General features: G+C 59.9%; 10 protein-coding genes and 1 pseudogene. 1 reads left to right on the top strand and 10 read right to left on the bottom strand.

The annotated features are described in order from the left end of the window. Nucleotides 1-100: 100 nt before the first annotated feature. A complete protein-coding gene (locus HDE80_RS19125) occupies nt 101-2,401 on the bottom strand; it encodes a protease pro-enzyme activation domain-containing protein (protein WP_184673528.1) in 2,301 nt (766 codons plus the stop codon). A 112-nt stretch (nt 2,402-2,513) separates the two neighbouring features. Here HDE80_RS19125 and HDE80_RS19120 point away from each other — a divergent pair, with 112 nt between their 5' ends. After that, on the top strand, nt 2,514-2,678 hold the full coding sequence (locus tag HDE80_RS19120; RefSeq protein ID WP_184673527.1) for a hypothetical protein: 165 nt from the start codon (nt 2,514-2,516) through the stop codon (nt 2,676-2,678). On the opposite strand, the gene HDE80_RS19115 is transcribed toward HDE80_RS19120, so the two are convergent. From HDE80_RS19115 to HDE80_RS19080, 9 genes and pseudogenes are all read right to left on the bottom strand, one after another. Continuing rightward, on the bottom strand, nt 2,660-5,902 hold the full coding sequence (locus HDE80_RS19115; protein ID WP_184673525.1) for a TonB-dependent receptor: 3,243 nt from the start codon (nt 5,900-5,902) through the stop codon (nt 2,660-2,662). The two genes, HDE80_RS19120 and HDE80_RS19115, sit on opposite strands and share 19 nt — an antisense overlap. 180 nt (nt 5,903-6,082) lie before the next feature. Further along, a complete protein-coding gene (locus tag HDE80_RS19110; protein WP_184600273.1) occupies nt 6,083-7,045 on the bottom strand; it encodes a FecR domain-containing protein in 963 nt (320 codons plus the stop codon). Continuing rightward, nucleotides 7,042-7,560, bottom strand: a complete 519-nt coding sequence (locus HDE80_RS19105) for a sigma-70 family RNA polymerase sigma factor (RefSeq protein WP_184600274.1) — start codon at nt 7,558-7,560, stop codon at nt 7,042-7,044. The genes HDE80_RS19110 and HDE80_RS19105 overlap by 4 nt, the downstream gene beginning before the upstream one ends. Before the next feature lie 171 nt (nt 7,561-7,731). Further along, nucleotides 7,732-7,840, bottom strand: a pseudogene (locus HDE80_RS22280) (IS3 family transposase); the annotation flags it as partial. 110 nt (nt 7,841-7,950) lie between these two features. Further along, on the bottom strand, nt 7,951-9,807 hold the full coding sequence (locus HDE80_RS19100; RefSeq protein ID WP_184673523.1) for an aspartyl protease family protein: 1,857 nt from the start codon (nt 9,805-9,807) through the stop codon (nt 7,951-7,953). Between the two features lie 158 nt (nt 9,808-9,965). Beyond that, the gene (locus tag HDE80_RS19095) at nt 9,966-10,667 is read right to left on the bottom strand and encodes an AraC family transcriptional regulator (protein ID WP_184673521.1); all 702 of its coding nucleotides are present in this window, start codon (nt 10,665-10,667) and stop codon (nt 9,966-9,968) included. A gap of 213 nt (nt 10,668-10,880) precedes the next feature. Continuing rightward, on the bottom strand, nt 10,881-11,498 hold the full coding sequence (locus HDE80_RS19090; RefSeq protein ID WP_184673519.1) for a hypothetical protein: 618 nt from the start codon (nt 11,496-11,498) through the stop codon (nt 10,881-10,883). A 138-nt stretch (nt 11,499-11,636) separates the two neighbouring features. Further along, the gene (queF, locus tag HDE80_RS19085; RefSeq protein ID WP_184673517.1) at nt 11,637-12,461 is read right to left on the bottom strand and encodes an NADPH-dependent 7-cyano-7-deazaguanine reductase QueF; all 825 of its coding nucleotides are present in this window, start codon (nt 12,459-12,461) and stop codon (nt 11,637-11,639) included. 68 nt (nt 12,462-12,529) lie between these two features. Beyond that, a complete protein-coding gene (locus tag HDE80_RS19080) occupies nt 12,530-13,537 on the bottom strand; it encodes an aldo/keto reductase (protein WP_184673515.1) in 1,008 nt (335 codons plus the stop codon). Nucleotides 13,538-13,542: the final 5 nt, after the last annotated feature.

Here is a 13,542-nt window from a genome sequence, read left to right as displayed (position 1 = left end):
CGTAGTCGCGAGAGCGGCTACGCAAATATGGTGTACTTGAATATCGCAAAACCCCTGGTGGCGTCTACCGCCAGGGGCATGGTTCAAGCGTTACGGTGCATTACGGTGCGTTGACGAATGCCTTCCATGCAGCAAGGAGGTTGGTGGCATTCACCGAACCCAGACCCGAAGCAAAGCTCCAGCCTTGCTGAGTGTCATAGGCTGCCGTCTTCGGCGTGTATTGCGTGGCGCTGGTCGAAGTCAGTCCTACCTGGACGGATCCGAACTCTCCCTCATAGTTCGAAATGGTCCCGTAGAAGTAGCAATCAGGGCTGACCAGTGCAGGAAGCTGTTGGATGCACTGGGTGGAGTTCCCGCTGCTCGTCACATTGTGGAATACGCATTTCGTGGTTCCCTTGGTGCCGTTATCGGCACTGCATGCCTCCAGACTGGCCGGCGCACCACCCGTGGCCCCACCGTATTCCTCGGCTGCCAGCGCATACAGCGTAGGTGCTGCGTTGCCCTGGTCAGCAGGCAGGCCGCGCGCGGCCAGTCCTTGATCGATCAACGCCTGGATGCCGGCGAACATCGGCGAGGACAATGAGGTACCACCGCTGAGCTCAACCGGTGCGGTAAATCCCGATACGCAGGGATAGGCTGCGGTGCAGGTGATTACATAGGTGTAGCCACCATAGGAGCCGGCATACAAGGCCACATCCGGGACGTCGCGCGACTGATCCTTCGCCGCATTGTGGATCTGTCGCTGCCATGCCGGCTTGCGATCAATCGAGGAGGGACCGCCGCTGCCGGCCTCGGACGTAATGTAGTAACCGTACGGGTCGTACTTGAGATACTGCTTGCAGAAGGCGAGCGCGCTGGCGAGGCCTACGGACTTGGCCGCCACCGAGTTGCCGCAGGACTGGTTCCACGGGATCTCCGGCACATACGAAAGTGCCGATCCGTACACCGGGTTTGTCGTCTTGCTGAAGTACTTGCTGGTGGTGCCTTCCAGAACGTCCGCGGTATCCGTGCCACCGACAACCGTGTCGTTGGGCGATGTGCCGAACGCATTGGCGTCGATGCCTGCGCCGGAAATCACTCCACCGTTGAAGCTCGGATTGGAGCCCGAGTCGCCGCTGGAGACGAACACCGAAATGCCTTCGGCATCGGCTTGCGCCCACATCAGATCGATCGCTGTCTTGCTGGCAGTATCGGTAAAGCCCTCGCCATAGCCGTAACTGGCACTGATCACGTCTGGGCGAGTGGTACCGTTGATCAGATTCGTCGCTGCGGTGAATACGCCGCCGAAGAAGTTGCTGCTGTTGGAATCATCGCAACTGGCGACCTGGATATGCGCGCCCGGCGCCATCGCGGTGGACCACTCCGCATCGAGCAGAGTTTCGCCGTCATCCTCGCCGGGAACGGCAATTGTCGGATCGATGCAATTGGTAAAGCCGGTTGCTTGTGGCTGGATCTGCGTGAACGTGCCGCCGTAGCTGCCGAGATTGAATTGACTGACGAAATTGGTCCAGTCCGCAGGCGCCATGGAGCTGTCTTCAACCACTGCGATGGTGATGCCGGTACCGGTCACGCCATTGGCATGCAGTTGATCGACACCATACATCTTGGCGAGGTCATAAGGCACCAGGCCGCGAGCGCCATTGGTAAACGAGACCGCCTCGGGGTTCGTGGCCGAGGTTGCAGCAGCAGTGGCCGGTTGCCTGACCTTGAACTTCTGCGTGGCGGTGCTGAACTGCGCCACCTTAGGGGCGATATGCATGGCCTGCGGATGCAGGTCATTAAGGCCGGCGATACCGACGACCACGTCCTGCAGAGCCGTCGGGATGCTGATGTCACTGGCATTTGCGATGTGGTTGGTCTTGTTGATCGTGTAATGGCTTTCCTGGGTGCGGAACGCGTTCTTTACCAGGCCTGCCGTGCCGCTGAAGTCGATCTGCATGTCATTCGGGTACACACCGTTGACGGTGAAACCCTGTGATACCAGCCATGACTTCGCTGCGGCGATGTCGGCATCGGCGACGCCGAACGTCTTGCCGTATTGCTGCGGCGTCAGCCAGCGGTGGAATTTGGGTGACTTGGGATCGTGCTGGGCAGCGATCAATGAATCCAGTGCCGCTTCACGCAGCGCACTGCGCTTGAGCACGAGTTGCATGTGGTTCATGGGGGTCGAGTCGGCCACATTCCCTGCTGGCGTCAACTTGGCAACAAGCGTCAGATGGCTTTGTTGAATCGTCGACACGATCCTGTTGTCGATCGTCTTGGTTACTCGCGGCATTTCGGCCGTATAGATGTCCGCAGTCACTGCGTCTTGCGGAGTTGCCGTTTGTGCCGGTGCGATCGTAGGTAGGGTTGTCAGAGCTGCAGCGATCGAAGCGCACAGTAACAGGTGCCTGTTATTCATGACTGTTTCCTTGAAATGATTTAATTGCAAATAAACGAGGCCCCCCTGTCGTGGAATTTGCAAAACGATATGGTCACTCTGGCATCTGTTGAACCTCCTTTGATTACCGTGATTGAACATCGAGATCGCCGATGACGTCGGCGACGAAGGGAGCGTGGAGGTGGTTGCCGGTTGCCTGCAGAAACAACGAAGTCGCCGCCTGGATGCTGCGTTCGCTGTTGAAGTGAACGCAGTGTCGACCTGCCAGGCCGCCAGTGCTTACCAGTCGAGCTTCTGACTGTAACGCACGTAGACGAAACGTCCGTAGTCGTACGATGCGCTGTACGCATACAAGCTATCCGTACCCGAGCCGTTGTACATGTATGGCCCCAGACGATTGAAGATGTTGTTTGCGCCCACCGAGATCGTGGCGTGCCACGGTGCATTCCAGTACACCTGCAGATCGTTGAAGGTCACCGAGGGCACCTGCGTCAGCGGTGTCACGCCGGTTCCCGCCGCATAGTAGTTGGGCAGTGTGCAGGGGTAAGCGCTGTAGGAGGGGTTATAGCAAGTCGCCTTTTGTGGCGAGAAATAGCGCAGGTTCCACGACGCGCCGAAGTCACCATACGTCCAGCCGACGGTAAAATTGGAGCGTACCCGCCAATTGCCTGCCGTGCCGGCGTCGTAACTCACCGGCACCCCGGGATACTGCAGAGTGTTGAACTTCGACAAATAGGTAGAGCTGGAGGTCAGCTTGAACTCCCCGAAGGACAGTTTGGGCAAGGCATAGGAAAGAGTTACGTCATAACCGCTGGTCTCCAGGTAACCCTGGTTCTCTTCGCCGGAGAACAAACTGCTTACCTGATAGTTGTTTGCCGCGTTGCGCTGAAACAGGTTGCAATCGGCGACGATGCCTAGCTGATAACAGTTATCCAGCACCTCGTTCGGGCTGATCGACGAAATAACATTGCGCACCTTGTAATTGAACCAGTCCACGGTCGCGTTGAAGCCGGTCAGGTAGCTCGGGCTGTAGACGAAGCCGATCTGCGCGCTGTCCGAGGTTTCCGGTTTCAGGTTGGGATTGCCGCCCAGAGTAAACGGCCCGTACACCGGCGCGCCGCCCGGCGCGGTCACTGGAATGCCCGGCGACTGCTCCTGCATGAATCCGTTCGAAAACTCGCCGCCTAGGCCGGCAGCATTCAGTGCAGCCTGACTCAAGGCCGGCTGCCCGCCAATGCCGTTGCTGCAGTTCTTCGCCACGGCGGCGTTGTACTTGGCCAGGCCGAAAGTAGCGTCGCAGGGATCGTCATAGGCGGGATAGGTGGTCGAGACACCACCGTAGAGATCGCCTACTGTCGGAGCGCGGAACCCAGTGCCATAGCTCGCGCGGAACAGCAGGTCGTCAAACGGCTTCCAGGTCAGCTTGAACGAGTTGTTGCGGGTGCTGCCGAAGTTGCTGTAATGGGAAAAGCGCCTTGCGACGTCCAGGCTCAGGGCCTGCGCGAATGGCAGATCCTTGAGCAGCGGCACGTTGACCTCGGCATAGGCTTCGTTGACGCCGTACGAACCCTGCGTAGGCTGGCCGGCGAGATTGGTCGTCAAGCCCTGTACATCGACGGGATCTGGGTTGTCGTAACCGCTCTCCGTACGATGCGAGGCGCCGACCGCAAAGGTCAGGTCGCCGCCGGGCAGCTTGTAGAGGTCGCCGCTGAGGTCGACCTGCGGACCTTTCTCCTGGCTGCCGTAATGGTCGTCGGTATCAGCCTCGAGATACTTGAACATCGCCGGCGTGATGCCACCGGGGCCGGCCAGCACGTTCAACGGCACGCAGCCGGCAATCACCTTACCCGGCGTGCCGCAGACCACATTGCCGCTGGCATTCATGAACGACGGACCGAGGGCATTCTGCAGGTTTGCCAACCACAGATTGCCTGTAGCGTAGATATTGCCCTCGAATTTGGTGTCGTAGTAGCTGGCGTCCCAGTTGAACAGATGGTCGCCGATAGCGAAGTTGCCTTCCAGTCCAAAACTGTAGCGATAGTTCTTGACCTTGTTGATGGTATAGCGCGGCAACTCGACCAGAGCTCGCTGATAGTCGATGTCCTGGGGCGTCTGTCCGGGAGCGTTATAAGGGTTGTAGTAGCTGTTCTGCGAAAGCGCGTAGTCACCATTGTAGGTCGACAACGGATACCCACCCAGCAAGGCGGTATTGCCCTGTTCGTTGTAGTCCAGGTTGAAGTTGGCGGTGAGGTTGTTGAGCAGGTCGTAATGCCCCTGAAGAAACAGGTTCTTCATATTGGTGGCACTCTGCAGGTTGCTCAGCGATTGCAGGTTGTAGGTGTCGCCCGGATTGGTAACGTTGCCATTGGGGCCTGAGGTCGGCAGCACCTGCGTATGGTAGTCGTTGATGTTCAGTGGATTGCCACCGGCATTGAGGATCAGCGGGGACCCTGATGCCGTGTTGAGGATCTGTCCGTACGGACCAACAGTCGCCCAGCCGCTGAGCGGATGCAGATTGGTCAACGGATAGGCACTGAACGGGCGACTGTCACCGTTGAGGGCGTCTTGATTCTGGTATTGCGCGGAGAACAGGATCGAGCCGCGCTCGCTGGTCTTGCCGAAGGTCATGCCGTATTGCTCTTGGTCACCGTCGTGGTGGGGCATGTACTGGCCGTCGTAACTGTCGAACTGGATGCCGTCGAAATTTTTCTTGGTGATGATATTGACCACGCCCGCGATGGCGTCCGAACCGTAGATCGCTGAAGCGCCGTCGGCCAGCACATCGATATGGTCGATGATCGAGCTCGGAATGGTATCCAGATTGGTAAAACCGTCGTAGGACGTACCCCAGCGCTTGCCATCCACCAGGATCAGCGTGCGCACCGCGCTCAAGCCGCGCAGATTGATGAAGGTGCCGCCGGCATCCACGCCGGCATCCAAAGGATCGGATTTGCTGATGTCAGGTACATTGGCCGCCGTGAGGTTCTGCAGGAACTGGCCGACTGTGGCGAAACCCTGGCGCTGGATGTCCTGTGCCGTGATGGTGACCACCGGTTGTGCCATTTCCACATCCACGCTGCGGATCAACGAGCCGGTGACTTGCACGGCCTGCAGGTTCTTGGTTTGCAGCGGGCTGTTTTGGGTCGAAGCCTGTGGCGCGGCGGCGGCCGTGCCAGCCGGAATGGCTGCGGGCTGAACGCTCAGCGTTCCATTGCTTTTTATCGAGGGCTCAAGCCCAGTGCCCACGAGCGCTTCATGCAACGCCTGCTCGCGCGTAAAGACGCCCTGTACCCCGCGCGAACTCTTGTTGGCGACAAGCTGGGGATCAAAGACGATCGCAGCACCGGATGCTTGCGCGAGCTTCACCAGCACATCGGCCAGCGGCCCCGCAGCCACGTTGTAGCTTTGTTGGACTTGAGCCGTCGAGTCCGATTGTGCATACACGGACATCGCCGGCAGCATGGCCCCCATGATCGCGAGTACCAGTAACGGTCTCGCCGCCGGAAAAGGTTTTCCCTTCATAGCCCCACCCCTTAGCGTTTTCTGGAAATCGACCGCTGGCCCACCAGCAATGGGTCGATTCATTTGATTGCAGATACACCCCCAAAGGGCACGCAATGCACCCTTCTATTGGCTATGTGCAACGAGAACGGAAAAATGACGGCCGCTGCGAAAAAAATCGCCCGAGCTTGGCAGTGGCAGCTACCGTGCGGAAACGATGACCCAGTAAGGGGTATACCGCTGGATTTCAATCGGCATGATGGATGCCAGAGAGTTGAGCGCCCGATCGGTATCGTCGAGAGGAAGCGCGGCGCTGACGCGCATGGAGGCTACTGCCGGGTCCACTCGGATAATGCCGCGACGATAGGGGCGCAGCGCATCGATGACATGGGTCAGTGGTTCGTCAAGCGCGACGTAGTAACCATTGACCCAGGCCATTGCACCATCCTGGGTTTTGCTCGGCGTCTCGATGGAGTGCGAAGTGAACATCGCCCGCTCACCCGCATGCACCTGACAGGTAGCTCCTGAATGGGTCCGAATCTCCACCTTCGAACTCGCCACCGCGACCTCCGCTCCGTCTGGCAGCAGGCGAACCTGGAACTCGGTACCGAGCGCACGAACGCCGCCATAGAGAGTGTCGATGACAAAGGGCCGTTGTCCGTCATGCGCCACGTCGGCTATCAACATACCGGCCCGCAGCCGCACAAGACGTTCGTGACTATCAAAGGCAATGTCAGCCGCACTGCGTGCATTGAGGGTAATGAGTGACTGATCGGGTAACCGATAAGAATGGCGTTCCCCAGTGGCTGTGCGGAAGTCGGCACTGAGGTTCAGTCCCGAGGCTCCACGATGCACCAACCACCCGGCGCCGGCGGTCATACCGGCGAGCACGGCCATATTGCGAAGCAGCTTGCGTCGACTCGTGGATTTCTCGAGTTTCTGTAGAAGCGTATCGGTCTCGATACCCATTTGCCGTGGCACGTCGAAGTATTTGGCTGCTTGCATCAACTTCGATATCGCCTCGGCATGGCGAGGATCCGCACGTTGCCATGCGTCGTACCGCGCCCGATCACTATGGGTCAAATCGCCTTCTTCCAGTCGCAGCATCCATTCGACGGCTTGATTGAGGATAAAGTCCGATGACGATCGAGTGTGTGCGTTCATGTCGAGACGGCAGCAACACAGTGGCGCAGCCCTTTGGCAACGACGCGCCGTACCTGGCTGGGTGAGAGCCCGATCAGATCGCCGATTTCCTCGTAGCCAAGACGGTCCAGCTTATAAAGAAGAAACACACGTCGTTCTTTACATGACAGCCCGTCAAGAACCTTGTCGATCAACATCACCGCTTCCACGAGAAGGGCCTGCTCTTCCGCCGAATGACAAGTGTCTCGTCCCCGGAGTGCGAGCGCCTCCAGGCAGGCATGCTCAAGATCTCTTCTTCGCCAGATGCCGAACAGCACCCGCCGCGAAATCGTGGTGAGCAACGCGCGAGGTTCAATGATCGTCTCAGGATGGGGTAGTGCAACCACCTGGGCAAACGTCTCGGCGGTTACATCCTCGGCACCAAAGGCATCGCCCATGCGACGCTGCAGCGTACGGCGAAGCCACTGATAGTGCGCCAGGAAAATACGTTCGAGGATCTGGCTTCGCGTATCAAGAACAGTTGCGTTGTTGGTCATGTTTCTGCAGATCCGGGAGCAATTTCGAGCCAAATATCATTGACGACTGCTATCGGTGTGTATTCCACCGTCCCCACGATACAACCGGAAACACTCAGCAACTAGCCCCTAAATACCGAATAAACCTTTGATATGCGTGGTATCCATTCCGCTTTACATCATCATCAATGTTCCGTGGCGGCGCTGCCGATGCGCCGGGGCCAGGATGCGTTTGCGCAGTGAGGCGCTGTGTTCAGTCGCCGGGGTATAGCGAAGTGCGTTGGCACTCATGTCCGACGGCGACTTCATGTGACCTTTGGTCATGGATGCAGCGAGTTCATGCATCGCCGGTTGTCATGGAGACCAAAGCCTGCTCCAACGACGCAGAACCAGCGGTGTGCCATCGCGACATCATCGAATCAGGTCGCGCAGTGTAAGTCGGGTGTCGTGTGCAGCCCCTTTCCGACTGAAGATCACGTCCAGTGTTGTGCCTGATGCACTGTTGCGTAGCGTCTTGCGCAGGTCGTACAGCTTGATGGCGGTGACCGGCTTGCCATCGACCGCGGTGATGATGTCACCGACGCGCAGGCCGGCGACCGCCGCGGGCGTCCCGTTGCCCACGTCGACGATCTCGAAACCCTGCGCGACCTGATTGATCCACATGCCGGAGCGATCGAACGTGTCCAGATCGTCGATCTTGCCTTCAATCGGTTTCAGATACATCAGCTGGTGGTCGTAGTCGAAAGTCACCACGAAGCGCTTGAGCACGCCGCCACCCACGTTATTGGGGAACGCATCGACACCGCCCGCGCCACCCTTGTCCAGGCTGAATTCGGTCAACGGAGAAGCAATCGTCAGACCATCGAGCTTCAGGTTGTTGCCATGGAACACGAAGCCACGTGTAGGGCCGCCGACACCCCAGCCGGTCAGCGCCTCGACACCGTCCTTCTCGCGTTCGCGCAGATGATTTTTCTCGGCGAACGGACGGGTCAGCGACAGCGCGGTTCGCGCGCCGGTGTCGATACCGAAGCGGCCTGGAATACCGTCGTATGAGCCCAGCACCTCGGGGAACTGATGGTAAAAGCGAAAGCGTACCGGTGTACCGGCATCTTTCGGATCGAAGTGTTGTTTGTCGATAAAGGTGATCTGGTGTTTGCCATAGTCAATGCGCGTGATGAAACGCGCAAAGAATTCATAGCCGATCATGCCTTGCTCATCGATGCCTTCGGCCGCGTTGGAAAACTGCAGAACGGTAACGGTTTGCCGAGTGAGCGTGGCGGCACCGACCGAGATCGACTCGACTCTTGCCAGGCCACTCTGCGCCACCTTGTCGCCGGCGCCGCCAGCGGTCTGGCTGCCTTGCGTTTTCACACCCAGCTTCTTCGCGGTTTCCGGCGTCAGGATGTCGTGGCCACCGGTGTCGACAATAAAGGTCAGCGGTTTGCTGCCATTGATCGATGCTTGGACATAGATGTGGTTGTTGATCAGTTGAAACGGCACCGTGGTTTCGCTGACATTGCCGGCTAACGAGCTATCGTGCAGCGCCGTCGCTGGTCTGGCGTAGGCGGCAAGGGCACGCGCAGGTTCAAAACGAGCGGACGTCAAGGTCATTGTCTGGCGGTTGGCCGTGCCGCTACCGTCATCGATCACGAGGGTATGTGCGATGGGAACGCCGTCGACATCGGCATAGTTGGTATAGAACGTGGTGATCGTCTGGAGGCTCTGTGACTCCACCGTGCGCGCCAATCGGTGGGTGTCGGCATCGAACCATGCATCGAAGGATTTGCCATCTCGCGGCGTCACGGTGAGCACATCGAACGTTTCATGGTTCGTCGTCGTGCGTCCACCACTGCTGATGTGGGTGCCGCCGCGGTCGCTACGCCACCACAGGTTGCTGTCGCGATAGGCCTCGTTGATCGCCAGTTGCAGCACATCGCCGCCGGCCTGGTCGGTCGATATACCAGAGGGTTCTTTTTCCCAGGCCCGCGTACCGTCAAAGCCGTTGGCACCGCTGCTCGGGCCGATCTGATAGCTGTCGACGAAAGCACCATGCTGAAAGTCGATCAGCGATGACGTTGTGCCGGTGAGGCCCTGACCGACGTAAGCGAAGTGGCTGTCGAGGGTGATTTTCCCGCTCCAGGCATCGCCGCCCATCGCCGCACGGTTGGCGGCAAGAATGGTATTGACGTCACTGGCGGCGCGGGCGGGCGCGATACCCGCGATGCTGATGCCGACACTGAGAATGCTTGCGATGAAAATGTGGCGCATGAGATACCTGCAGCTGGCGAATGGAGGATCTGGTGCGTGCGCTCAGCCACTACCTGGCTGTCGGCGCCTGCTGACCATGCCGAAAGACTAGACGCGTGGTCCCGTCCCGTCTTGAATCCAGTTGACCCAACCCGGTTGAGCGGATGCTCTCCGGCGGCTTATCCGAGCATGGGGTTGGGTAACGGCAACCCCGTCTGACGCCAGTGGCTCGGCGCGAAGCCCGTAAGCGCCGCGACGGCCCGGCTCATATGCGCCTGGTCGGCAAAACCTAGTGATACGGCGATGTCGCAAAGCGGCTGCCGGGACTCGCAGATGCGCTGCACGGCAGCGCGTGTGCGCGAACGGGCGCGGAACGATTTTGGCGAGCTGCCGTACGCGCGCTGGAAGCCACGGCTGACCGATTCAGGCCGCAATCCGGTGTCTTCCGCCCACCGCCGCAACGACAAATGGACATCCTGCCGAAGTTGCTCCGCGAGCAAGTCGGGCCAGTCCTGATGTCGTTGTTCCGACGGCTGCAGGGTTTCGACCAGCAACAGCCATGCATCCTGCGGTGAGCGTCGGGCCAGGCGCAGCAGTCGGTCGGGATCAGCCGCACTTCCAAACAGGGCGATGCTGTCGTTGGTCGCCACCGGCAGGATCAGTACTTCGGCGCCGCGTCGTGAAAAACAGTCGAGATGGGACTCGTAAGCGCGATGGATCAGTACATCACCCGCAACCACCGTGCGGCGCCCCTCATCGCCGGCTTCCGTGTAACCGCCGCTCAGCACCACGGTGGCAAACGCGCCATCGTGGCAATGTCGGTCAAGCCGCTGACAGGCGTCGTGGCACTGATGGCCGATGGGCGCTTTTGCAAATGACATCGAACAGAGAGGCATGCTTCATATTACGTCTTGATCGTGATGACAACGCTTGTCGTATCGAGTTTGCCATTACATCGTTGCCAGAGCGATCGCGTCTGGGCATCGCCTTCGTGCAACTGCGAGTGAGTCGTGATGGCGGCTTGTCCTGCGGAATTTGAGCAAAAAAAAGCGCCCTGATGGGCGCTTTTTCACTCGCGACAGATCGTGGCCCAATCAGCGTTTGCTGATTTGGAAATCCTGGTCGGCGACGGTCTTGCCATCCAGCGAGATCTCGACCTTGTACTTGCCTTCCGGCCACAGGTCCGGGTTCTGTACCTTGAAGGTGGTGATGGCCGGGCCATCAGTGGCGATTGACTGGGTGATGTTACTCACCACGATGCCCTGGCCTTCCAGGTAGCTCCACTTGGCGTTGAGCTTGGCACCGTTGCTGCTGCCTTCGGTGGCGACGCTGGCGTAGATGGTCTTGTCCGTTACCGCAAAACTGGTACTGGCCTTGGTCACTTGGCGCTCGCTATTGACGGCATCGCCCAGCGTCAGCTTGGAAAAGCTCAGCGGCGTGCTGGCCGCTGCCGGAGTGGTGGCGGGTGCAGCCGCAACGGTCGCGGCGTTGGCCGGCGCACTGGCAGCGGTGCTGCTGGTAGCCGGTGTCGCTGCCGGCTTTACGGCGGTGCTGGCGGCAGCAGGAGCCGCCGTAGCTGCCGGCGCGGGTGCTATCGTACTCGCCGCTGCGGGTGCTGGCGCGGGCGCTTCGCTTTTGCCGCAGGCGCTGAGCAGGAGCATGCTGGCGAATGTGGCGCTGAACAGCACGGCGGAACGCGGTGAAAGTGACATGGTGTGGCTCCAGGGTTGATAACGTGGTGGCTAGCGGGCCATGGTGACGGGCTCAGCGTTGCCAGTCCAGATGCTTTGATCCAATTGAAGAGATTAGCGGTGCCGATATGAAGCGCCGATTACCGGAGGGCCTTGGCGCTACTGGCGGGCACTGCGTGAATTGGCTGGGTTCAGCGCCGTGCTGCTGCGAAACGGATTGATGTCCAGGCCGCCGCGCCGTGTGTAGCGGGCGTAAACGCTGAGCTGTTCGGGGCTGCAGCGTGCCATCACGTCGACGTAGATGCGCTCCACGCACTGTTCGTGAAATTCGTTGTGATTGCGGAATGAGACCAGATAGCGCAGCAATCCGGCGTGATCGATCGGTGCGCCGCGGTAGGCAATCTGCACGCTGCCCCAGTCCGGCTGGCCGGTGACCGGGCAGTTGGAGCGCAGCAGGTGTGAGACTACGGCTTCCTCGATCGTGGTGGCGTCAGCATCGATCTGCAAGAAGCCGGCCTCGGGTGGCCCGTAGTGATCGATGTTGATGGACTGGTCATCGAGCAGATGGCCGTCCAGATCGGCGAGCGTGTGCGCCATGGTGCTGACGTCGCTGAGCCGTACTTCGATGCCGGACCCGGCAGCTTCAGATAGGTCACGTTTCAGCGTGGCGGTCAGTGCATCGACGTCGCTGATGCGCTCCTGCGCAAAACCGTTCAAGTACAGCTTGAACGACTTCGACTCGATGATGCTGGGCGAGGTGGCGGGTACGCGGAACTCGGCCATCGCCACTACCGGCTTGCCGCGCGCGTCGAGCCACGACAGTTCGTAGGCATTCCAGATATCGACGCCGTGGAAGGGCAGCGTGTCGCCGACGCCGATCTCTGCGCGCTTGCCGGCGCGCGGTATCGGAAACAGCAGGCTGGGATCGTAGCGGTCGGCGTAGACGGTGCTCTGGCCGAGCGGAGACTGTTCGGGTGTACTCATGCCGCCCAGTTTAACGGCTTTGCCCGCGGCACCTGATGGCGCCGCGGGCAAGGTGATCGATTAGCGATTTATACATTCACCATATGCATCATCGACTCGACGTAGCGACTGCCGACGGCGGCGTCGAGCGGGAATATCGCATCGATAGCCTTGAGCTCATTCGCATCGAGCTGCACGTCCAGCGCGCCGAGGTTCTCGTCCAATCGCTGGCGCTGCTTGGTGCCGGGAATGGCGACGATATCCTCGCCCTGCGCCAGTACCCAGGCCAGTGCGAGCTGTGCTGGCGTGCAGCCCTTCGCCTTGGCCATCTTCTGTACCTGATCGACCAACTGCAGGTTGCGTGCGAAGTTTTCACCCTGAAAGCGCGGGCTGTTGCGCCGATAGTCGTCGGCGGCGAAGTCGTCCGGCGAGGTGAACGCGCCGGTGAGAAAGCCACGGCCTAGCGGTGAGTAGGCCACCAGGCTGACGCCCAGCTTGCGGCACGCATCGAGCATGCCATTGGTTTGCGGGTCGCGCGTCCACAGCGAGAACTCACTTTGCAACGCGGCAATCGGATGCACTGCATGCGCCCGTTCGAGGGTCGTGCCGGAGGCCTCGGACAGGCCGAGGTAACGCACTTTGCCGGCGCTGACCAGTTCGGCCATTGCGCCGACGGTGTCCTCGATCGGCACGCTGGTGTCCACGCGGTGCTGGTAATACAGATCGATGGTTTCCACGCCGAGCCGCTTGAGGCTGTCTTCGCAGGACTGGCGCACGTACTCCGGCCGCCCGCTGATGCCGCGCACGCTCGGGTCGTTCGGATCGCGCAGGAGGCCGAACTTGGTGGCGATGAAAGCGTCTTCGCGACGGCCCTTGATCGCTTTGCCGACCAGCGTCTCGTTGAGATGCGGGCCATACACGTCGGCGGTGTCGAGCAGGGTCAGGCCGCGGTCGAGCGCATGCTGGATGGTGGCGATCGATTCGACATCATCACGACCGCTATAGAAATCGCTCATACCCATGCAGCCGAGGCCGAGGGCGGAAACCTGGGGGGCTAGCTGGCCGCCGATATTTTTGCCAAGCGTACGATTCTGCATGGGGT

It is taken from the genome of Rhodanobacter sp. A1T4, assembly GCF_014207185.1.
Lineage (GTDB): Bacteria > Pseudomonadota > Gammaproteobacteria > Xanthomonadales > Rhodanobacteraceae > Rhodanobacter.
The sequence above is the reverse complement of the archived record's forward strand: the minus strand, read 5'-3'. Positions and strand labels throughout refer to the sequence as shown.